A 20,217-nucleotide genomic window follows, 5' to 3' on the forward strand; every position below is an offset into this window, starting at 1 on the left:
TTTCATTTTCTATTGTACGCAAGAATTAAAAATGATGCAAAAAAGTCGTTTTGACTACGGAAATAATGAAAATATGTGAAGGAAAAAGGGGATTTGCATACAATTAGTTAAATAAGAAAGAAAAAATAATTTTATCAACAGAAATTAACAAAATGTGACAAAAATCTATTAACGAATCGTATTTTTTGTGTTAATATTCAAAATATAAAGGGTATTCGTCGTATGGAAATGGAGGGAATGGAGGTTTTTCCAATCGATAAGGATATTAAAGAAATATTTTGTTCACACTTGAAAAACAATAGGCACCAATTCGTAGAGAACTGGAAAAACAAAATGATAATTTCCGAAAAAGATCCATTTAAACTAGAAGTAGTTCAAAATGGAGAGGATTTACTAGAGTTAATTATCGAACTTACTATGGAAGATAAAGATATAAATTATCTTCAACCGTTATGTGAGAAAATTGCTATTGAACGTGCTGGAGCAGATGCGAATATTGGAGATTTTGTTTATAACGCAAACGTGGGAAGAAATGAACTTTTCGAAGCGATGTGTGAATTAGATGTTAGTGCTCGTGAATTGAAACCAATTATGGCAAAAATACATACTTGTTTTGACAAATTAATTTATTATACCGTTTTAAAATACTCGGAAATTATATCGAAGAATTTAGAGGAAAAACAGCAATATATTAACGAAACACATAAAGAAAGACTGACGATTTTAGGACAAATGTCAGCTAGTTTTGTACATGAATTTCGTAATCCGCTTACTTCCATTATGGGGTTTGTCAAATTATTAAAGGCAGATCATCCGAGTTTATCGTATTTAGATATTATTTCGCATGAATTAGATCAATTAAATTTTCGTATTTCGCAATTTTTACTCGTATCAAAAAAAGAAATGTGGAATGAATCGGAACGGTTTTGGCTTAATGACTTGTTTCAAGACATTATACAATTTTTATATCCGAGTTTGGTCAATGCGAATGTTTTGATTGAAAAGAATTTACCGTATCCAATTCCGCTTGTTGGTTATCGAAGTGAAGTGAGACAAGTATTTTTAAACATATTAATGAATTCAATTGATGCTCTTGAATCAATGAAAGAAGAACGAAAAATTATCATTGATGTATTTGAAGAAGATCAAGCTATTCGAATTGTGATAAAAAATAATGGACCAATGATTCCAGCTGAAAATGTAGAAACGATTTTTGAACCATTTGTAACTACTAAAAAGTTAGGAACTGGTATTGGATTATTTGTATGTAAACAAATTGTGGAAAAACATAATGGATCCATTATGTGTCGATCAGATAACGATTGGACAGAATTTCAAATTGCATTTCAAAAATAAACAGTCTACACCAAATGAATGGTGTAGACTGTTTTAATTTGTGAGTATAACGGCTTCTAATTTAGGATCTTTAGTTGAATAACCTACTATTGAAATTGTATAAATAACATTTGGTTCAACATTGAATTTCGGTATAGTCAATAAAACGTTTTTATTATCTGCGAGTGAAATTTCAATATCTGCTGTACCAGGGCTAACTTGCAAAAAATCTGTTATTTGTTTAAAGAGTACATTTTCAAATAAATGATCTCCATCTTTTAAATCTACATTTACAACAGGGGTATCTGGAGAGAAATGTGCAAACCGTATTTTTGCTTGACCAGCTGGTAAATGTGTATTATCAAGTATAGGCTGTAATTGTAGGTGATTATCACTATTTATTGCAGCAAGAGTGTAAGTATGATTTCCCATTATTGGTACCAACGCTGAAAAGATTGGAGTTTCATTTCCGACAGGAACAATGTCTATACGGTATTTACCTTGCACTAATGATAAATAAGGGCTGAATTGCTTAAATGAAATATTTTTAATAACCTTTTGTCCGTTTACTAAAATGTCAACTGCTGGTATATTTGGATCGGCATGAAAAATTCTTATATGTGACGGTAAAGCAGCTTCTTGTGAGTCTCTTGTTTCATACGCCTGTACAAGTTTTGATAGTGCATCGTAATATTTCATATATAATTCTATATATTTTTTAGGATTACGAAACTGATAGTAACGTGCGAGCTGTTCGTATTGCGTAACTTCTTGTCCATATTTTTCGATTTCAGATTGAGACATGAACATTCCTCCTTTGTCATCATTAAAACTATATGCGAAGCAAGAAAGCGGTTATGCAAAAAAAAAGATTTTATAAGGGGAAAATTAAAAATTGACAACAAATATGTTGTCATAAAGAGGTGCTGGTGCTTACGAGAATTTCGTAGAGTAAAGCAGTACATATGACTGCACGAAAGTAAAATAAATTCCAAATTGAAAGTGTATTTCAATTAACATATTGAATACATGTCCAAAAATCGCTAGAAAACTAGGGATTTTTTTAATTATAGGCAAATACACATACAAAGTGATAATTGTCCTACATAAATTATAAAGGAAAGATAGTTTGAATCTGAGGAAAGGGGTGCCACTTCGGGATAGAGATATCCTGATAGTAATTGTGATGTGAATGAAGTTATGAAAAGGTTTTGTGTTATAGGCTGTAGGATGAATTTGTAAACTTCATTTTTCTATTTATTTTAGCAATTGACAGTATTAACCCATAAGAGAGCGTCATGACGAACTGATTAGTGTGGTTAATCGGTTCTTTTTTTATAGTTTAAAAATGAAAAGTTTACATATTAAATATGAATCTGAATTGATTAGTAAGGTGGGGTGTCGAAATTTGTTTTAAAATATGCAATTTAAAGTAGGATAATAGGAAGGAGTTTAACGGGAGTTCCGTCGAAGTGTACAGAATGTCGGTATTTAAGGACAGCTGGCATTATGCTATAAAAACATTTGGTGATGCAGTCATTTCATATAAAAGGGAGGGTTATTTGGGCGTATAGAAAAGGGTTGATCTTCGTTTTATAGTTCTGAATTTTCTGTTTTATAAATATTTTTAAGCACTCATTTGTATATTTTATAATAGTTTTTTGATAAATTCACTGCTTTTGCAGAGGATTCTTTTTTATGAAAGAAACGTCAATTTTCTTCATATATATATACAAATTGGAGAAATGGGGGAGCGCTATGCGCGATTACTTAATTAAACCACTTGTTGGTCAGCCGTATCCAATGATTTCACATGGAAAAGGTGTTTATTTGTATGATCAAAATGGCAATAAATATTTTGATGGTTCGTCAGGAGCAATTACGGCAGGTATTGGGCATGGCGTAAAGGAGATTGCAGACGTTATTAAAAAGCAAGCTGAGGAGATTGCTTTCGTTTATAGATCACAGTTTACGAGTGAACCAGCTGAAAAATTAGCGAAGAAGTTAAGTGATTTAAGTGTAGGAGATTTGAACTGGAGTTTTTTTGTAAATAGTGGTACGGAAGCGAATGAAACAGCTATGAAAATTGCAATTCAGCATTTTCAAGAGCGAGGTATTCAAGGGAAACATAAAATTTTATCAAGATGGATGAGTTATCACGGTATTACGATGGGTGCTTTATCGATGTCTGGTCACCCACTACGTAGACAACGTTTCGTATCTATTTTGGAAGATTATCCGACTATACCAGCTCCATATTGTTTCAGATGTCCTGTTCAAAAGGTATATCCAACTTGTCAGCTGGCATGTGCGACTGAACTAGAAAGATCAATTGAAAGAATTGGTGCAGAGCATATTGCTGCTTTTATTGCTGAGCCGGTTATTGGAGCAGCTGGAGGCGCGGTTGTTCCGCCGAAAGACTATTATAAAGTCATTAAAGATATTTGTAATCATTACGATATTTTATTTATTGCGGATGAAGTAATGACTGGGCTTGGTCGTACTGGAGCATGGTTTGCGATGGAGCATTGGGGCGTAGAGCCGGATATTATGACACTTGGTAAAGGATTAGGAGCGGGATATACACCGATGGCAGCTACAGTTGTAAGTGATCGTGTTATGGAACCAATATTACGCGGATCACGTTCAGTAATGAGTGGTCATACGTTAAGTGCAAATCCATTGTCTGCAGCAACGGCTTTAGCTGTTATTGAATATATGGAGAAACATAATCTCCCTGAAAAAACAGCAGAAAAGGGAGATTATTTAATAAAGGGCTTGCAGAAAGTTCAGCAACAATCGACAATCATTGCTGATGTGCGCGGAAAAGGGTTGCTAATCGGAGTAGAATTGCAACCGTTTACAAAAGCGTCGGAGCTTATTTCAGTTGCAGCTAAAAACGGCCTGCTTTTATATCAAGCAGTTTCAGGGCAAGCAGGAAAAGAAGATAGTGCACTGCTTGTAGCACCGCCAATGACAACTACATATTCCGAGTTAGATGAATTACTTTCAATTTTCTCTAAAAGTGTGGAAGAGATGATGCAAAAAGGAGGGCATAGTATCGCATGACAACTATTACAAATACATTCGGTAAATTAAAAGAAATTGAGGAAGTAATTTCTTTGTTCCATGATGATATGACATTAATGTTTGGGGGATTTGGAGGGATTGGATCCCCTCCATCTTTAATACAGGCAATTTTAGAAAAAGGCGTTACAAATTTAAATTTGATTGGAAATGACACTGGATTTCCTGATGTAGGTATCGGTCGTCTTGTTACAAATGAAAGAGTTAAATCACTAATTACTTCTCACATTGGCTCCAATCCAAATGCAGGAAGGCAACTAAACGAGGGAAGATTACAAATTGAGTTTTCTCCCCAGGGAACATTAGCAGAGCGCATTCGCGCTGGTGGCGTTGGTCTTGGTGGTGTTTTAGTTGATGTTGGTGTTGATACAATTGTGGAAGAGGGAAAACGAACAGTTGAAATGAATGGTAAGACCTATTTAGTTGAAACAGCATTAACTGCTGAAGTTTCAATTGTATATGCAAAGAAGGCAGATCCGTTTGGTAACCTTGTATTTGACAAAAGTGCACGAAATATGAATCCTCATGTAGCTATGGCTGGGGATATAACAATTGTAGAAGCAGAAGAAATAGTCCCGCTTGGAAATTTAGATCCAGAGGAAATTGTCGTTCCAGGTGTTTTCGTAAATTATATTGTACCGTCGGAAGGAGTGAACTGGAAATGGGTATGGGCGTAGAAGTGAGGGATAAGATTGCTAGGCGTGCGGCGAAAGAAATACAAAATGGTATGATTGTAAATTTAGGTATTGGCATACCATCGCTTGTACCAAATCATTTGCCTGACGATATAAATGTTATGTTTCATGCGGAAAATGGAATCGTGGGCATGGGACCAACGCCAAGTAAAGGGAATGAAGACGAAAATTTGTGTAATGCAGCAGGTTTACCAACTTCTCTTATAACAGGAGCGAGTTATTTCGATAGCTGCACAGCGTTTGGGATGATTCGAAAAGGTTTGCTAGACATAACGATTCTTGGTTCATTACAAGTAAGTGAAAATGGTGATTTAGCAAACTGGATTGTACCTGGAAAACGTGTTCCAGGTATTGGTGGAGCAATGGATTTAGCACAAAAAGCGAAGCGGGTCGTTGTTGTGATGAATCATGTTGATAAGTACGGAAATGCAAAAATTGTTTCAGAGTGTACATTGCCATTAACTTCAAAGAAATGTGTAGATTTAATTATTACTGATATGGCAGTCATGGAGGTAACTCCGAGTGGACTTATATTACAAGAATTAATGAGCCCATACACAGTAGAAGATGTAAAACGACATACAGAAGCTGATTTTCAAATTAGTTCTAACTTACTAGTAATTGAATGAAGGGAGATGTAATATATGGAGCAATTAAAAAAGCAAGTTTGTGATTATATTGAGAGCCATGAAGAGGAAAGTGTGAAATTTTTAAAACGATTAATTCAAGAAAAGAGCGTATCTGGTGATGAAAGCGGTGCGCAGGCAATTGTGATTGAAAAATTACGTGAATTAGGTTTAGATCTCGATATATGGGAGCCCTCCTTTTCTAAAATGAAAGATCACCCTTATTTTGTATCACCCCGTACAAGTTTTTTGAATAGCCCAAATATTGTAGCGACTTTAAAAGGAAGTGGCGACGGGAAATCTATGATATTAAATGGGCATATTGATGTAGTTCCAGAAGGGGATGTGAATCAGTGGGAACATCACCCTTATAGCGGTGAGAAAATAGGGAATCGTATATATGGCCGTGGAACGACGGATATGAAGGGCGGAAATGTCGCACTTATGCTTGCGATGGAAGCGATCATTGAATCTAGCATTGAATTAAAAGGAGACATCTATTTTCAAAGTGTAATAGAAGAGGAAAGTGGCGGAGCAGGGACATTAGCAACTATATTACGAGGATATAAGGCAGATGGTGTCATTATTCCAGAGCCTACTAATATGAAGTTTTTCCCGAAACAACAAGGTTCCATGTGGTTTCGTCTACGTGTAAAAGGGAAAGCTGCACACGGTGGAACGCGCTATGAAGGGGTTAGTGCAATTGAAAAAAGTATGTTTGTTATAGAACATGTAAGAAAGCTAGAGGAGAAAAGAAATAGTCGAATTATAGATCCGTTATTTAAAGAAATTCCGATTCCAATTCCAATTAACATTGGGAAAATTGAAGGAGGGAGTTGGCCAAGTTCTGTTCCCGATGAATTAATTTTAGAAGGAAGATGCGGTGTTGCGCCGAATGAGACTATAGAGGCGGCAAAAGAAGAGTTTGAGAATTGGATTGCTGAATTAAATGATGTGGACAATTGGTTTGTTGAAAATCCAGTAGAAGTAGAATGGTTTGGAGCGAGATGGGTTCCTGGTGAACTAGAAGAGAATCATGAACTCATTACAACACTTCATCATAACTTTGTTGAAATCGAAGGGAACGAACCAATTATTGAAGCATCTCCGTGGGGGACTGATGGAGGTTTATTTACACAAATTGCAAACGTACCAACAATAGTCTTTGGTCCAGGAGAGACGAAAGTAGCACACTATCCAAACGAATATATAGAAGTTGATAAAATGATAGCTGCCGCAAAAATTATTGCATGTACATTACTAGATTGGTGTGAGGTGAAAAAATGAAATACTATGAATCTTTTAGAGAACAGACGAATTGTTATACAGTAGAAGGCGTTTTAGATTATTTTAATAAGCGTATTCGGGTAGATCACTATACAGGAAATGTTGAAAGTATTATACAGACAATTGACGAACTAGCAGAGAAACATTCTTTCACTAAATGCATTATTAAAGGAAAGGGAGAGCATGTTTCAACATGGCTCTCTTTCGGTTTTTTGTTGGAAGCAACGATACCTCATTATTTTCAAGGACACGATGCATACTTTTTCGTGAAATATAATAATGATGAAAGACGAAATAGTATGCATTGGACTGAGGAAGATACTATATTAAGCGGTGTAAAAGGAAAAGAAATAAAAGAAAAAGTAGTTCCAGAGGAATTTTTGCTGAGAAAAGCGACTGAAGAAGATGCAGAAGAATTAGCAACTGTATTCGGAAAAGTGTTTGAAGTGTATCCGACACCTTTAAATGAAGCGAGTTATGTATTACAGACGATGAAAGAAGACGATACAATTTACTACGTATATGAATTTGAGGGGAAAATTATTAGTACAGCATCTGCAGAAATGAACATAAAGGAAGGGAATGCAGAATTAACGAATTGTGCTACTTTACCTGAATATCGTAAACATGGATTTATGAAAAGTTTACTAATTAAATTAGAGGAAGAACTTCGAGAAAGATCTATTTTCTGCTCCTATACAATTGCTCGATCGCTTTCTTTCGGAATGAATGCTGCCTTTCATCAATTAGGCTATACGTATACAGGAAGACTGGCAAATAATTGCTACATTTTCGATAAGTTGGAAGATATGAATATATGGGTGAAAGATCTATCTAGCTATTCGAAAGCAGTAAAACTTCCGCTTCAAAATTTGGCTGTAAAGCAAAACAGTTAGGCGGAGCTGGGTGTTTGAAAAAGCCGTACTAATTAGAGTTTCGAGTTATCTAATGAAAATATAAAATTGATTAAAATTATAGAACGGAATCGTCATGCTTACAATCGCACATAGGTGTGCCGAAAATTCGGCATGTAATTGCTGGATTTTCGGCAAGAGGGGGGATGACATTGCTAGCAGTTTCGACACAAGAAGTCATTGAAGCGATTTTGGGCAGTATTGATGAGGCTATACACGCTGTAGATGAAAATGGAATTACAATATTTTATAATTCTGTAGCTGCAAAACACGATGGATCGAAGATTGAAAAAGTGTTAGGGAAACATCTGTTAGAAGCGTTCCCGTCTTTATCAAGGGAAACGAGTACATTGATGAAAGTACTAGATACAAAAAAACCTATCGTACATCAGGTACAACATTATCAAAATTTAAATGGTGAAGATGTTTGTACAGTAAATACGACGTTACCTATTTTTATAGATGGGAATATTGCTGGGGCTGTTGAAATTGCAAAGGATTACTCTACAATTCAAAAACTTACTGACACAATTGTTGACTTACAGTCGAAAATAAAGCGATCATCTAGAAAAAAAGTGATTAAAAAGCACGCTGCATTTGAGACGATAGTGACAAATGATACGCGGTTTAAACAGACGAAAGAGTTAGCACAAAAAGTAGCACCAACAGACGCGAATGTTTTAATATATGGTGAAACAGGAACAGGAAAAGAACTGTTTGTACAAGCAATTCATGAAGCTTCTAAAAGAAAAAACAAGCCATTTATTGCACAAAACTGTGCAGCTTTACCAGAGTCGCTATTAGAAAGTTTATTGTTTGGAACGACAAAAGGAAGCTATACGGGAGCGATTGAAAGAGCTGGGCTATTTGAACTTGTTGATGGTGGTACATTATTTTTAGATGAACTGAATTCAATGCCTCTTGATTTGCAGGCAAAAATGTTACGAGTGTTAGAAGATGGAGTCATTAGAAGAATTGGTGATAATAAGACGAGAAAAGTAGATGTTCGTGTTATTACCGCAATGAACCAGCCTCCAGAAATATGTTTACGAGAGAATAAAATTCGCACTGATTTATATTATCGCTTAAACGTATTTTCATTATATATCCCACCGCTTCGTGAAAGAACTGAGGATGTACTATTATTAGCATCTTATTTTTTGAAAGAATATAATAAAAGTTATAAAAAAGGTGTACTTCAAATTGATGAGGAAGCGAAAGATAGACTGCAAGCTTATCAGTGGCCTGGAAATGTCCGGGAGTTAAAACATACGATTGAACATGCTGTTATTATTGCAGAAGGGAATACATTAACAGCCAATTGTTTACCACGTACATTTCGGAAAGAAAAGTTTTCGAAGAAGAAGGGTATAATGCCACTTAGAGAAGCACTTCATCAAACAGAAAAAGAATTAATAGATCAAGCGTTGATTGAAACGGAAGGGAATATACTACAAGCCGCAAAAATGTTGGGTATCCCTCGTCAAACGCTTCAATATAAACTGAGCAAGTACGACAAAACCGCCGAATAATCGGCGGTTTTTGTGTGTTTGCACCAATAAAAGAGCGTTTACATATATAAAAAGTAATGAATATGATGTTAAGTATTGATTTCATACAACGCTTAAAAATATTTTTTTGCTTATGTAATAGGGTTCTCCGCACATTTACTTATCAACAATGCAAAGTTGGCATAACTATTGCTTATATAAAGGATGAGCGTATAAAAAGGGGGAATAGCAATGTTACATGATGTATACAAACCAAATCGTCACTGGAAGGATATCGAATTATGGAAAGATGTTACTGAAGAGCAATGGAATGATTGGGTTTGGCAATTAACGAATACGATCAAAACGTTAGATGACTTAAGAAAAGTGATTAACTTAACACCTGAAGAAGAAGAGGGCGTTAAAATTTCAACGAAAACGATCCCGTTAAACATTACACCGTACTATGCTTGGCTAATGAATCCTGATGATCCACGCTGTCCGATTCGGATGCAATCAGTACCGATTTCGGAAGAGTTATATAAAACAAAATATGATTTAGAAGACCCACTTCACGAAGACGAAGATTCACCAGTTCCAGGGCTAACACATCGTTATCCGGACCGTGTACTATTCTTAGTAACAAATCAATGTTCTATGTATTGTCGTTACTGTACACGTCGTCGTTTTAGTGGACAAATTGGAATGGGTGTACCGAAGAAACAATTAGATGATGCAATTGCTTATATTCGTGAAACGCCACAAGTACGAGATGTATTAATCTCCGGTGGTGACGGACTTCTAATTAACGATAAAATTTTAGAATATGTATTAAAAAATTTACGAGAGATTCCGCATGTTGAGATTATTCGTATCGGAACGAGAGCACCAGTAGTATTCCCGCAACGTATTACAGAAAACTTATGTAACATTATTAAAAAATACCATCCAGTATGGTTAAATACACATTTCAATACATCTATTGAAATTACTGAAGAATCGAAAAAGGCATGTGAAATGTTAGCGAATGCTGGTGTTCCAGTCGGAAACCAAGCAGTAATTTTAGCTGGTATTAACGACAGCGTTCCAATTATGAAAAAACTTATGCATGACTTAGTAAAAATCCGTGTACGTCCATACTACATTTATCAATGTGACTTATCTGAAGGTATCGGTCACTTCCGTGCACCAGTATCTAAAGGTCTTGAAATTATTGAAGGTTTACGTGGACACACATCTGGTTATGCTGTTCCGACATTCGTTGTTGATGCGCCAGGTGGAGGCGGTAAAATTGCACTTCAGCCAAACTATTTAATCTCACAAAGTGCAGATAAAGTTGTACTTCGTAACTTTGAAGGTGTTATTACGACGTATCCAGAGCCAGAGAGCTATATTCCAGGAAGAGCGGAAGGATACTTTAAAGAGATTTATCCGAACTATGAAGAAAAACGTTCAGATGTTGGTATCGCAGGTCTTATGAGCGATAAGAAATTTAACCTCGTTCCAGACGACTTACAGCGTATGAACCGTCGTAAAGACTACGAAGATAATGATACTCATGCATCTTTAAAAGATAAACGTGATAAGCGCGATCAATTAAAAGATAAAAAATATCAAGCACAAATGGCTAAATTAGAAGAAAACGACAAAAAAACTGAGGGTGATGCAGTATGAATTGTATGTGGTGTGACAGTACAGAAGCGAAAGAAAGCTTGAATACTGTATATTGGGAATTACCAGATGGTACGAAAGCCATTGAAATCCAAGAGACACCATGTATTTCTTGTTCCTCGTGCGGGATGGACTATCAATCAGACCATACAGTAAAAGAAATTGAAGATCAATTATTCTTAATTTACACGAAAGATTTACCAAAACAACTAACATATGAAGAATTAATGGGAAGACCGCGTCTATTAAAAAGAAATTATTTCGACTTTTAACCAGCTTTTATGCTGGTTTTTTTCTTTTTTGCCTTGTATAATGTACCCAAGTTAGAAAGGTAGGGAATATTTTTGAAAAAGACATTTTACCATTATATGATGAAGCATCGTGCAGCTTTATTTAGAAATGAAATTTCAGATTTAGCAGAGGCGATGTATGATGATTTAAGTTTTCCGAAGCAATCTGAAGACTATGATGAAATTAGTTTATACTTAGAGTTGAGCGGAATGCTAGAAAGTATGTCTATATTTGATGAAGCCTGGGATTTATACATACAAGATAGATAAAAACTATTTGAAAACATACAGAATACATTACTTTATTTAAAGTGAAGTATTCTGTATGTTTTTTTATTATGAAATTTGTTGATTTGAAGCTAGTCTAGTTACTAGCTTTTGTTTGAGTGTAATGTAAATTTTATAAGATTATATTTTTTATTGAAAAAATTTATGAATATAAGCTTCTGTGATAAGCGTTTTTATGTAGGTTGCATATACTGATATCAAAATCACGACGTCAAAAAAAGGAGAGATAGAGATGGCAAGAAAAAAACAACCTAAATACAACGTAGGGGACATAGTCGTGATTACGCTATATGGAACCGTTGGGAAAATCACAAATATGAAGGTTTTAGATGGAGTTTATGTATACGAAGTCAATAATCACGATGGCTTTTACGTAGAGCAAACATTGCAGCACGTTACAGAGCAAGATATGAAAAAGGGCGATACGGAGTGGATTGAATTAAATTATAATTTCACGTTTGGTGATCTTGTGCAAGTAACTGGATATGATAAAGATGTTTTCCGTATTGTTGGTTTTCGTACAGAAGTATGGAGATATAAGAATGACGCATGGGAAGATACAATTTATGAATTGTCACGGATTACGGATGGTGAATGGTTAGAAGCGGATGAATCAGATTTAACGTTACTCGCCAATGCTCAAACGGCAAATACAATTTTGAAGAAAATGAAACAAGATAAAGCAGGTATGAATAAATTGGATTTAGGAAAGTTAAAGTCAATTAACAACTCGAAAAAAGTGAGTGTTAAGACGAATCGTCAAGAAATCATTGATGGATTACTTGACATTTATAACGATTATCAATTATTGTTCGATACATTTAAAGATGAAGAATATAAAATTGTAATGGATGTTGTTCATAATTATTTAGTTAAATTGACAGAGAAAAAATAGTTAACTAGAAAGAGAGAATAAATTGAACAACAACATATGCAGTATAAGGTATGCCTACAACTATTAAAAAAATAAAAAGCCACTTTATAAGAGAGTCTGCCCATTGATCTTCATGCATGAACTCTTCTTTTGTTTGTCCTACTTCATATTGATTTTCCATTATTATTTCCCCCTTTGAATAGCTTGTACTACAATCGTATGCATCTCGTCCAAAGCTTATGACTTATAAAAAAATAAAATCTATTTTTCTAATCTCATATACATAATTTTGAGATTTTTTCATAAAACAGAAATAAAGGAGTGATGCTCATGAAGGAAATTGAAGTCGTGATTGATACGGAAGAGATTGCGGAGTTTTTTTATGAGCAACTAATTGAAAGAGGGTACGTCCCAAAACGAGAAGAAATTGAAGATCTCGCAGATATTACATTTGAGTATTTATTAGAGAAATGCATGATTGATGAAGTTTTTGATGAAGAGGATGAATGAAAGTAACGACGGGCATAACTCGTCGTTTTTTACTCTTTACAAACCTGTCACAAATATAGTCAATAATTATTGGTATAATGAAAAGGAAATTTTACTCAAGAGGTGAAGGAATGTTCAAAAAAATTATTGATTCTTTATTAGGAAAGAAAAAATATCGTTCGTATTCAAGTAGTGATTATCGTCGTAGAGGGCGCTCGTATTCAAGTAGCGATTATAAACGACGTTCATCTGGTTATGGACATCAACATTATAAAAGAAAACGTAAAAGCCGTAGCTTCTTTTCAAGTAGCTGATGAAATGGCGTCGTGTACTAGCATTATTTGATAGACCACTGCGAAAAAATACAATTGTTGCAGAGCGTTATAAAATTGAATCAGTAATTGGAATGGGCAGTTATGGGGTTACATATGTCGTTAATGATTTGCAAATAAATAGATATAAAGTCTTAAAACAATTAAGACAAAGTAAACAAAGATATGAGTCTGGTAGAAAATCATTTGAACAAGAGAAAATGATTTTACAAACATTAAATCATCATGCAATTCCTAGTCTATATGATCATTTCATATGGGAGAAAAAGAGCTTCTTTGTGATGGAGTACATGCCTGGTAAAAATTTTGAAGATTATATTTTCATAGATGGGTATGTATATACAGAACGTGAAGTTTTTGAGATTTTATATGAAATATTAGAAATTGTATCGGTGTTTCATAGTGAAGGCATTATTCACCGAGATTTACGCATTCCAAACATATTAATGAAAGAAAATCAAATTAGTATTATTGATTTTGGATTGGCTAAATGGAAAGGTGAGGATGATGAGCGAGCTACAATTTACGAAGGTGAACAAGCTTTGATGCGAGAAGTTCAATTTCGTAGCGACTTTTATGCGCTCGGTCATTTCTCATTATTTTTATTATATGCAGGATATGAATCTAATGAAAAACAGGAAAAACCATGGTACGAAGAATTAACTTTGGAACATTATAATCGCGAAATGCTTATGCGAATGTTACAAATAAAAACGCCGTACTATGAGAATGTACAAGATTTAAAACAAGATGTAGCTTCTGCTTTAGAAAGGATGGAGACTCCATGTTTCAAAAGTTTTTAGCAAGCGTTGGTATTGGAAGTGCAAAGGTAGATACTGTTCTTGAAAAAGATGAGTATATTGTTGGGGAAGAAATAGTTGGAAAGGTTCATATAACTGGAGGTTCAGTTAGCCAACAAATTGAAAGCATTTACTTAACATTATCGACGTCGTATGTACGAGAAGTGGATGATAAAAAAGTAACAGCAACATATGATTTAGAGCGAGTACGCTTAACCGAACCTTTTTCTGTAGAACCGAATGAAACAGTTGACATTCCATTTTCTTTTCCAATGCCAATTGAAGCACCACTTACACTTGGTATGAAAACGGTTTGGATTCATACAGGTCTTGATATTAAACGTAGTATAGACCCAAGTGACCGCGACTACGTTCAAGTGTTACCTAATGCATTATTAAGTAGTGTTTTAGATAGTGTAAATGAATTAGGGTTTAAAGCACGTCATATAGAATGTGAAGAATTACCGCACCGATTACGTAAACAAGTTCCATTCGCACAAGAATTTGAGTTTATTCCGGTTTCTGGAGAGTACTACGGCAGATTAGATGAATTAGAATTATTAATTTTGCCACGTGCATACGACCGATTAGAAATAATTATGGAAGTAGATAGAAAATCACGTGGATTAGCTGGTTTATTCGCTGAGGCACTTGATCTTGATGAGAAGGTTATTCGTTTCACTGTAACAAGAGAAGATATCCCTGAGATGAAGCAAAAAATTAATAATTATATTTTTTAATAAACTATGCATAAAAAAGAAATGGAGAGGAAAACTAAAACAACCGCTCCATTTTTTTGCATAGTGAGGTTATGTATGTGAAACGATATCGACATTTATACTTGCTAAGTTTTACGTTACTCATTTGTTTTGTCGTATTATCACTTTCGTATCATACCGCTTGTATTGAGAACTTTGACAATATAGTCGCACATTTTATTCAAAGCTTTCGAAACGATTATTTGACGACCTATTTTACTTGGGTGTCTTTTATCGGTTCCAAAAGAATATATTTTCCATTACTCATTATTCTTGTAATGTATTTTCTCGTTAGAAAAAAGTTGCTTAGTGCGTTGCTTCTAACAATTAATTACTACGGATCTCGTTATTTAAACAGTATGCTTAAACTATGGTACGAACGAGCAAGACCTGATGTCACCCAGCTTGTTACTGCAACTGGATATAGTTTTCCGAGCGGTCATACGATGAATGCTACTGCTTTTTTAGGATTTATTGCATACGTCACAATTACTGAAGAGCGTATTTCGTTGCATAAAAAATTGTTAATTATTCTTATAGCAAGCTTTGTTGTATTATCTATTTCAGTTAGCCGAATATATCTTGGCGTGCACTATCCATCTGACATATTAGCAGGATGGGCAGCTGGTGGTAGCTGGCTCGTTTTATGTGTTATATTCCATAAAACGTTCATAAAAAAAGAACCTATGTCATAATAGGTTCTTTTTTCATTGGCTCAACATGAATGTGTGCATGGTAAATTCCAAACTTTTTGCGAAGCATAGCTTCGATGTTGTCGGTAATACAGTGACTTTCTCCAACATCCATGCGAGCATCTACTTCAATTGTAATATCAACGTACGTTTGATTCCCGTACATACGTGCTCGAATATCTACAATGTTTTCCACACCGCCAATATGCTCAATAGCATCAGCGTATTCTTCCATTTTATCAGGATCAATTCCATCTGTAAGCATATGAGAAGATTCTACGAAAATCTCCCATGCAGTTTTACAAATAATAAGACCGACAATTAAAGCGGCAATAGGGTCTAAAATAGGCATTTGGAACTGAGAACCGACAATACCTACTACAGTACCAATACTTACGAGTGCATCTGATAAATTATCCTTTGCAGCGGCTTCTAATGATTTACTTTTTGTTCGTGCTGCAATTTTTTTCGTATACAAATACACGCAATACATAACGACAGCAGAAAATAAAGCAACCCATGCAGCGAGTACATTAGGCGCTGCTTGTTTCGGATTTAAGAAAGATTGAATGGCACTAATAACAACTTCTAATCCGACTGTTGCCATAATGAAGGACGCAACAAGTGATGCGATTTGTTCAGCCCGCGAATGCCCATACGGATGATCTGGGTCACGAGGTTTACGAGATATTTTTAGACCAATTAATATCGCTAAAGAAGCACCGATATCCGTTAAGTTATTTAAACCGTCAGCACGTAATGCGCTAGAGAGGGTAATATAACTGATGATGATTTTCATAGAGGATAAAAATATGTAGGCCATAATGCTGACAATAGCGCCTTTATCAGCTTCTTTATGAGAAAGAGTATCCATTTTAATCACTCACCTTTCTTTAAAGGAATTTCTTTCTATAAATAGAGTATCAAACGAAAGTCGTGTGGGTCTATACAAACATTGTTGACGTTTTATAGCTTTTTAAGAAGGGGATAACAAAGTTTCGTGAAGGAAAAATATGTTGAAAAGTACAAAGTCAGGGTGTAAACCGAATTGGAGTTTATTTACTAAAGAGAGAGGAGGGGAGATGGATCAAGAAACGAATACTTTTCTTACTACATATTATTCTTATCATGACAAGGTGTAATTCATTAAACGAGGAAAAACGTCAAAAGATAATTATGAAAGCAGATGAAAGCCCTCTGAAAAATATTTTCCAGAGGGCTTTCATCTTAGTATGCTTCTAAAAACTCAGTAACTTGCTCTTCAGTTTTTGCATTAGCACTATGTAAGTGGCCTAGCTTCTCACCGTTTTGGTATACAAGTAAACTTGGAATACCCATTACTTGATACTCTTCAGCGATACTTGGAAACTCATCTTTATTAATAGAATACCATTCAAATTTATTGAACTCTTCCATTACATCTCCGATAAAGTTGTCCATACGTACGCAATCTGGGCACCATGTAGTAAAGAACTTAACAACTACTGGCTCCTCGCTTGCGATGATGTCTTTGAATTCTTGTTCTGTTTTAATTTCTTTCATAAGTAAAACTCCTTTCAATATCACACGAATTTATATGCAAAATTCGTATTTGCAAACATGTTGCAAACTTATTATTTGTTTTTTAGTTTTGTAGTTCGTTCACACTTATAAAATTGTATGTAACATGACTGCGCTACTAAGTGTGAAAATAACGGAACCTCACTTTTCTTTATAAGCTTTTTCCAGGATTGTGTCAAACTTTTGAATTTTATACAGAAATTAAAGAAGCCCAAACTTTGATTAAGTATGGGCAGAGTGACTAAAATTAATCGCTTATTAATTTCGAATAAATATTTAAATCGATAAGCTTTTCAGCTAATTTTTCGCTCTTTCTCAGAGTACCTTCAAAAGTAAAGTTTAATTTTTCTAATACTTTTATGGAATTTACATTTGCAGGTTCAACTTTTACAAAAATTGAATCAGGTTAGAAATTATATGGTTGTAATGGGAATTGAGGGATATGAATAAAAAAATTGTATCCCGCATTAACGGGCAGTAAGACCCCCACTGATTAAAGTTTCACTTTATTAGGGATTTGCCTTAAACATTTATTACAGTCAAGAATATTTATAATAATATGAACTAAAAAAGGTCCAATTTTTGTAATGTTGGAGGGGAGTATTGTGGACATAACTCAAAGCGTGGCAAGAATAGTGGTTAATGGGAAAGACCTTTCTTTCACTTCAGTTCAAACCTCTGCATGGAATCATGGACCTGTAAATGATTTAATCGTTACGACGAATCAGAGAGTGAATGAGCTTTATCAATTCATGTGGTCACAAGTACCGGTTACGATGTCGGTATATTTTCTTCAAGGGGCGGATTTACTTAGATTCGTTAGGGTTGCTGGAATTGATGAGCGTGTAAACGGAGAATATGTATATCATTTCATTTGGTAATAAGAAGAATTAAAAGTAGTCTAGCAGCTACTTTTTTATTTTATCATTTGAATATAAGCGAGCGAACTAGCATTATAGTACCAATGAAATAAAGAATCATAATATAATGTGTAACAAATTATACGGAAGTGAGTTGAAAATTATGTTTTATTCATATATTAATTCTGAAGCTGGCATGCGACCAGCGTATGGTACGTCTATAACGTATAGTGGAGCACAAAGTACAGTTCAAGCTATTCAACAAGCATTGCAAATGCAACAACAAATGCAGCAGCAAGGAGTACAACCATATTACTCATCCGTAGAGTATTTTTATCCAGTACATCATGTTACACCGTACGGAAGTTCTTTTCTTACTATTCCATATGGAACTATATACAACTTATAACTAGTAAGGAATGAAGTGGTTTATATAAATAAGGGTGCAGATTAATAGCGCCCTTATGAATAAGAAAAATAGCTAGTCCAAACCTTATAAATCAATCTTACATAATATGTAGTAATAAGTTTGAAAGGGGAATTAGTATGTCTTGTTATTACTACTGTAAGTATTGTAAGGAGTATAAAAAGAAGCATCATGATTGTTGTAAGAACATTAGTAAGTGTCATGATAATAAGGACAATCTTGTTAGAGCATCGGCATTTAGAGCTAGAAATACTGTGAATCAAAATGTTCCTGCTAATACTTTTGTGAAAGTGTTATTTCAAAATGAACAATTTGATTTAGCGAATGAGTATAATCCAGCAACATCTATTTTTACGCCGAAGACTAAAGGAGTATATTCTATTATTGGAACGATTGGTTTCTTTCCAAATGATCCAACTTTAAATTATAGAGCGCGTGTAGAAATTCGTGTGAATGGAAACGCAGCGATAGCTATAGATAATGACTTTTTTGGTCCAATAAGTTTTGGAAATGTCGTAAGTGTTTCGACGATTGTTCAATTGAATGCAGGGGATGAAGTTGAGATTTATGCACAAAGTAGTATAGATGGGGTTTTAAGTCCTTTAGAAGATGGGGCACATTTTGAAGCGGCAAGATTTCCTTCTCCAACTAAATAAAACTGATCATTAAATGTTTTTTAGTAGGTTTAGTTAATCCCCTTACCAAATGGTGGGGGATTATTATTGTTTTTCTAGAATATATAAGTAAACAGGTGAAGTGTAGTTTAATTTGTAGAGGTTTCAACCTTCTTCAGATAATAAACAGAATAATAAGTAACATGCTTGTGAAAACTCATTGTTAGTAAGTTTGCTAGTTTTCTTATAGAACAAGAAAGACGGAATACATAAAAGATCGTATCGTTACGTTTTTTCTTTACTATATAGAAATTATATATTGAACATAGATTTGTGTAGGGAATCCTAATACACTGAAAAGAATAACATAAAGGCGATTACACTATATAAAAACAAAATCAATCCTAAGATGAGTAGTATTGGATGCAACTTGAACATATTTGACCTCCTTGAGTATATAAAGAATTTTAATATATTGTTGGTCAATTTAGAAGGGGGACGGTTACATAAAAAAAGAGCATACATAAAAAGTATGCTCCAAAGAAAGATAGGTTTTATGAGTGGATAATCTCCATACGATAATATATGTTCTATTAATAAAAACGTGTAAAAAATCAATGAATTATCAATGGAATATCATAAAATGAGTAATTTTAATTTAGGAATGCAGTTATTTTCTTTCTCAGTTATCTTTAGGTAACAAAGTTGTGAAAATCGTGCATTATGCGGACTAACAACGGGATAACGATCGTACTTCAGTTACATATTTCTTAAAGTCTGGATATTGCGTGATAGTTTGACATTTAGGGGTGCATAGTTGATTAATTATAGACACATTTGTAATTACTTCGTTACAAGGACCGAAAAATGTAACTTTTAGTTTTGAATTTGGTGGGATTTTAAACACGATAGGTTTTTTTTCCATGAAATCAGCTCCTAATATTGAGTGTTATAATTTAAAGGATATAGAGTCGTATTAGTATAATATGAAATTTCAGTTGATTTGCTTATAATAAAGAATTTTATAGTAGTAAAAGTGATTAAAGATGTAAAGGGGAAATTGAGAATGCGAAATAAAATGTTTAATTAATATAATCAATAAATACGAAAATGAATAATATAACTAAT

Annotated in this window: 24 protein-coding genes and 1 pseudogene; 19 read left to right on the forward strand and 6 right to left on the reverse strand. The window is 34.3% G+C overall.

The annotated features are described in order from the left end of the window. Nucleotides 1-222 precede the first annotated feature (222 nt). Complete coding sequence (locus tag ACTFRY_RS15255; protein WP_000425086.1) at nt 223-1,356, forward strand: BA2291 family sporulation histidine kinase; 1,134 nt, start codon at nt 223-225, stop codon at nt 1,354-1,356. Between the two features lie 33 nt (nt 1,357-1,389). Here ACTFRY_RS15255 and ACTFRY_RS15260 read toward each other — a convergent pair whose 3' ends face one another. Then, a complete protein-coding gene (locus tag ACTFRY_RS15260; RefSeq protein WP_000083284.1) occupies nt 1,390-2,139 on the reverse strand; it encodes a DUF4397 domain-containing protein in 750 nt (249 codons plus the stop codon). A gap of 954 nt (nt 2,140-3,093) precedes the next feature. Between ACTFRY_RS15260 and ACTFRY_RS15265 the strand changes: the two genes are divergently transcribed. The 10 genes from ACTFRY_RS15265 to ACTFRY_RS15310 all read left to right on the forward strand — a co-directional run bounded on the left by ACTFRY_RS15265 (nt 3,094) and on the right by ACTFRY_RS15310 (nt 12,578). Further along, a complete protein-coding gene (locus ACTFRY_RS15265; protein ID WP_001205897.1) occupies nt 3,094-4,404 on the forward strand; it encodes an aspartate aminotransferase family protein in 1,311 nt (436 codons plus the stop codon). After that, nucleotides 4,401-5,099, forward strand: a complete 699-nt coding sequence (gene atoD, locus ACTFRY_RS15270) for an acetate CoA-transferase subunit alpha (protein WP_000208106.1) — start codon at nt 4,401-4,403, stop codon at nt 5,097-5,099. Before ACTFRY_RS15265 ends, atoD begins: the two co-directional genes overlap by 4 nt. Then, nucleotides 5,084-5,746 carry a CoA transferase subunit B gene (locus ACTFRY_RS15275; RefSeq protein WP_000525278.1) on the forward strand — a complete coding sequence of 221 codons (663 nt, stop codon included), beginning with the start codon at nt 5,084-5,086 and terminating at the stop codon, nt 5,744-5,746. The genes atoD and ACTFRY_RS15275 overlap by 16 nt, the downstream gene beginning before the upstream one ends. 15 nt (nt 5,747-5,761) lie before the next feature. Continuing rightward, nucleotides 5,762-7,030, forward strand: a complete 1,269-nt coding sequence (locus ACTFRY_RS15280) for a peptidase (RefSeq protein WP_000436685.1) — start codon at nt 5,762-5,764, stop codon at nt 7,028-7,030. Beyond that, entirely contained in the window at nt 7,027-7,926 is a 900-nt protein-coding gene (gene ablB, locus ACTFRY_RS15285) for a putative beta-lysine N-acetyltransferase (protein WP_000878596.1), read from the forward strand. Before ACTFRY_RS15280 ends, ablB begins: the two co-directional genes overlap by 4 nt. Before the next feature lie 164 nt (nt 7,927-8,090). After that, complete coding sequence (rocR, locus tag ACTFRY_RS15290; RefSeq protein ID WP_011110073.1) at nt 8,091-9,476, forward strand: arginine utilization transcriptional regulator RocR; 1,386 nt, start codon at nt 8,091-8,093, stop codon at nt 9,474-9,476. A gap of 210 nt (nt 9,477-9,686) precedes the next feature. Continuing rightward, complete coding sequence (ablA, locus tag ACTFRY_RS15295) at nt 9,687-11,108, forward strand: lysine 2,3-aminomutase (protein ID WP_000902142.1); 1,422 nt, start codon at nt 9,687-9,689, stop codon at nt 11,106-11,108. After that, complete coding sequence (locus tag ACTFRY_RS15300) at nt 11,105-11,377, forward strand: YokU family protein (protein WP_000995763.1); 273 nt, start codon at nt 11,105-11,107, stop codon at nt 11,375-11,377. The genes ablA and ACTFRY_RS15300 overlap by 4 nt, the downstream gene beginning before the upstream one ends. A 72-nt stretch (nt 11,378-11,449) precedes the next feature. Beyond that, nucleotides 11,450-11,665, forward strand: coding sequence for a YozE family protein (locus tag ACTFRY_RS15305; protein ID WP_016117750.1), 216 nt, complete (start codon nt 11,450-11,452; stop codon nt 11,663-11,665). A 250-nt stretch (nt 11,666-11,915) separates the two neighbouring features. Further along, entirely contained in the window at nt 11,916-12,578 is a 663-nt protein-coding gene (locus tag ACTFRY_RS15310; protein WP_016117751.1) for a hypothetical protein, read from the forward strand. A gap of 4 nt (nt 12,579-12,582) precedes the next feature. On the opposite strand, the gene ACTFRY_RS15315 is transcribed toward ACTFRY_RS15310, so the two are convergent. Then, nucleotides 12,583-12,738 (reverse strand): DUF3930 family protein, encoded by a 156-nt coding sequence (locus ACTFRY_RS15315; protein ID WP_000431486.1) that lies wholly within the window; start codon nt 12,736-12,738, stop codon nt 12,583-12,585. Between the two features lie 149 nt (nt 12,739-12,887). Between ACTFRY_RS15315 and ACTFRY_RS15320 the strand changes: the two genes are divergently transcribed. The 5 genes from ACTFRY_RS15320 to ACTFRY_RS15340 all read left to right on the forward strand — a co-directional run bounded on the left by ACTFRY_RS15320 (nt 12,888) and on the right by ACTFRY_RS15340 (nt 15,631). Next, nucleotides 12,888-13,067 carry a YozD family protein gene (locus ACTFRY_RS15320; RefSeq protein ID WP_000658451.1) on the forward strand — a complete coding sequence of 60 codons (180 nt, stop codon included), beginning with the start codon at nt 12,888-12,890 and terminating at the stop codon, nt 13,065-13,067. 110 nt (nt 13,068-13,177) lie between these two features. Further along, a complete protein-coding gene (locus tag ACTFRY_RS15325; protein ID WP_000473371.1) occupies nt 13,178-13,360 on the forward strand; it encodes a hypothetical protein in 183 nt (60 codons plus the stop codon). After that, nucleotides 13,360-14,181, forward strand: coding sequence for a serine/threonine protein kinase (locus ACTFRY_RS15330; protein WP_016117752.1), 822 nt, complete (start codon nt 13,360-13,362; stop codon nt 14,179-14,181). Before ACTFRY_RS15325 ends, ACTFRY_RS15330 begins: the two co-directional genes overlap by 1 nt. Then, nucleotides 14,163-14,918, forward strand: coding sequence for a sporulation protein (locus ACTFRY_RS15335; RefSeq protein WP_000486631.1), 756 nt, complete (start codon nt 14,163-14,165; stop codon nt 14,916-14,918). The genes ACTFRY_RS15330 and ACTFRY_RS15335 overlap by 19 nt, the downstream gene beginning before the upstream one ends. Nucleotides 14,919-14,995: 77 nt before the next feature. Further along, nucleotides 14,996-15,631, forward strand: coding sequence for a phosphatase PAP2 family protein (locus tag ACTFRY_RS15340; protein WP_000833370.1), 636 nt, complete (start codon nt 14,996-14,998; stop codon nt 15,629-15,631). On the opposite strand, the gene ACTFRY_RS15345 is transcribed toward ACTFRY_RS15340, so the two are convergent. From ACTFRY_RS15345 to ACTFRY_RS15355, 3 genes and pseudogenes are all read right to left on the reverse strand, one after another. Next, nucleotides 15,621-16,502: a cation diffusion facilitator family transporter gene (locus ACTFRY_RS15345; protein WP_000380385.1), complete on the reverse strand. Its 882-nt coding sequence runs from the start codon at nt 16,500-16,502 to the stop codon at nt 15,621-15,623. The two genes, ACTFRY_RS15340 and ACTFRY_RS15345, sit on opposite strands and share 11 nt — an antisense overlap. Before the next feature lie 353 nt (nt 16,503-16,855). Then, nucleotides 16,856-17,170 carry a thioredoxin family protein gene (locus ACTFRY_RS15350; RefSeq protein ID WP_000658787.1) on the reverse strand — a complete coding sequence of 105 codons (315 nt, stop codon included), beginning with the start codon at nt 17,168-17,170 and terminating at the stop codon, nt 16,856-16,858. Between the two features lie 265 nt (nt 17,171-17,435). Beyond that, a pseudogene (locus tag ACTFRY_RS15355) lies at nt 17,436-17,585 on the reverse strand (GNAT family N-acetyltransferase); the annotation flags it as partial. 208 nt (nt 17,586-17,793) lie between these two features. Here ACTFRY_RS15355 and ACTFRY_RS15360 point away from each other — a divergent pair. The 3 genes from ACTFRY_RS15360 (at nt 17,794) to ACTFRY_RS15370 (ending at nt 19,131) form a co-directional block, all read left to right on the forward strand. Beyond that, the gene (locus tag ACTFRY_RS15360) at nt 17,794-18,069 is read left to right on the forward strand and encodes a hypothetical protein (protein ID WP_000355691.1); all 276 of its coding nucleotides are present in this window, start codon (nt 17,794-17,796) and stop codon (nt 18,067-18,069) included. A 142-nt stretch (nt 18,070-18,211) separates the two neighbouring features. Beyond that, a complete protein-coding gene (locus ACTFRY_RS15365; protein ID WP_000500112.1) occupies nt 18,212-18,457 on the forward strand; it encodes a DUF3947 family protein in 246 nt (81 codons plus the stop codon). Between the two features lie 137 nt (nt 18,458-18,594). Further along, nucleotides 18,595-19,131 (forward strand): C1q-like domain-containing protein, encoded by a 537-nt coding sequence (locus ACTFRY_RS15370; RefSeq protein WP_001278086.1) that lies wholly within the window; start codon nt 18,595-18,597, stop codon nt 19,129-19,131. 688 nt (nt 19,132-19,819) lie between these two features. On the opposite strand, the gene ACTFRY_RS15375 is transcribed toward ACTFRY_RS15370, so the two are convergent. Beyond that, complete coding sequence (locus ACTFRY_RS15375; RefSeq protein ID WP_000412557.1) at nt 19,820-20,014, reverse strand: hypothetical protein; 195 nt, start codon at nt 20,012-20,014, stop codon at nt 19,820-19,822. Nucleotides 20,015-20,217: the final 203 nt, after the last annotated feature.

The sequence above is a fragment of the Bacillus cereus group sp. MYBK195-1 genome (assembly GCF_051916605.1).
GTDB lineage: Bacteria > Bacillota > Bacilli > Bacillales > Bacillaceae_G > Bacillus_A > Bacillus_A cereus.

What these genes read in the sequence shown, in the direction of transcription:
- ACTFRY_RS15255 (WP_000425086.1), top strand. Translation starts at nt 223, where the DNA reads ATGGAAATGGAGGGAATGGAGGTTTTTCCAATCGATAAGGATATTAAA.
- ACTFRY_RS15260 (WP_000083284.1), bottom strand. Translation starts at nt 2,139, where the DNA reads ATGTCTCAATCTGAAATCGAAAAATATGGACAAGAAGTTACGCAATAC.
- ACTFRY_RS15265 (WP_001205897.1), top strand. Translation starts at nt 3,094, where the DNA reads ATGCGCGATTACTTAATTAAACCACTTGTTGGTCAGCCGTATCCAATG.
- atoD (WP_000208106.1), top strand. Translation starts at nt 4,401, where the DNA reads ATGACAACTATTACAAATACATTCGGTAAATTAAAAGAAATTGAGGAA.
- ACTFRY_RS15275 (WP_000525278.1), top strand. Translation starts at nt 5,084, where the DNA reads ATGGGTATGGGCGTAGAAGTGAGGGATAAGATTGCTAGGCGTGCGGCG.
- ACTFRY_RS15280 (WP_000436685.1), top strand. Translation starts at nt 5,762, where the DNA reads ATGGAGCAATTAAAAAAGCAAGTTTGTGATTATATTGAGAGCCATGAA.
- ablB (WP_000878596.1), top strand. Translation starts at nt 7,027, where the DNA reads ATGAAATACTATGAATCTTTTAGAGAACAGACGAATTGTTATACAGTA.
- rocR (WP_011110073.1), top strand. Translation starts at nt 8,091, where the DNA reads ATGACATTGCTAGCAGTTTCGACACAAGAAGTCATTGAAGCGATTTTG.
- ablA (WP_000902142.1), top strand. Translation starts at nt 9,687, where the DNA reads ATGTTACATGATGTATACAAACCAAATCGTCACTGGAAGGATATCGAA.
- ACTFRY_RS15300 (WP_000995763.1), top strand. Translation starts at nt 11,105, where the DNA reads ATGAATTGTATGTGGTGTGACAGTACAGAAGCGAAAGAAAGCTTGAAT.
- ACTFRY_RS15310 (WP_016117751.1), top strand. Translation starts at nt 11,916, where the DNA reads ATGGCAAGAAAAAAACAACCTAAATACAACGTAGGGGACATAGTCGTG.
- ACTFRY_RS15315 (WP_000431486.1), bottom strand. Translation starts at nt 12,738, where the DNA reads ATGGAAAATCAATATGAAGTAGGACAAACAAAAGAAGAGTTCATGCAT.
- ACTFRY_RS15320 (WP_000658451.1), top strand. Translation starts at nt 12,888, where the DNA reads ATGAAGGAAATTGAAGTCGTGATTGATACGGAAGAGATTGCGGAGTTT.
- ACTFRY_RS15325 (WP_000473371.1), top strand. Translation starts at nt 13,178, where the DNA reads ATGTTCAAAAAAATTATTGATTCTTTATTAGGAAAGAAAAAATATCGT.
- ACTFRY_RS15330 (WP_016117752.1), top strand. Translation starts at nt 13,360, where the DNA reads ATGAAATGGCGTCGTGTACTAGCATTATTTGATAGACCACTGCGAAAA.
- ACTFRY_RS15335 (WP_000486631.1), top strand. Translation starts at nt 14,163, where the DNA reads ATGTTTCAAAAGTTTTTAGCAAGCGTTGGTATTGGAAGTGCAAAGGTA.
- ACTFRY_RS15345 (WP_000380385.1), bottom strand. Translation starts at nt 16,502, where the DNA reads ATGGATACTCTTTCTCATAAAGAAGCTGATAAAGGCGCTATTGTCAGC.
- ACTFRY_RS15350 (WP_000658787.1), bottom strand. Translation starts at nt 17,170, where the DNA reads ATGAAAGAAATTAAAACAGAACAAGAATTCAAAGACATCATCGCAAGC.
- ACTFRY_RS15365 (WP_000500112.1), top strand. Translation starts at nt 18,212, where the DNA reads ATGTTTTATTCATATATTAATTCTGAAGCTGGCATGCGACCAGCGTAT.
- ACTFRY_RS15370 (WP_001278086.1), top strand. Translation starts at nt 18,595, where the DNA reads ATGTCTTGTTATTACTACTGTAAGTATTGTAAGGAGTATAAAAAGAAG.
- ACTFRY_RS15375 (WP_000412557.1), bottom strand. Translation starts at nt 20,014, where the DNA reads ATGGAAAAAAAACCTATCGTGTTTAAAATCCCACCAAATTCAAAACTA.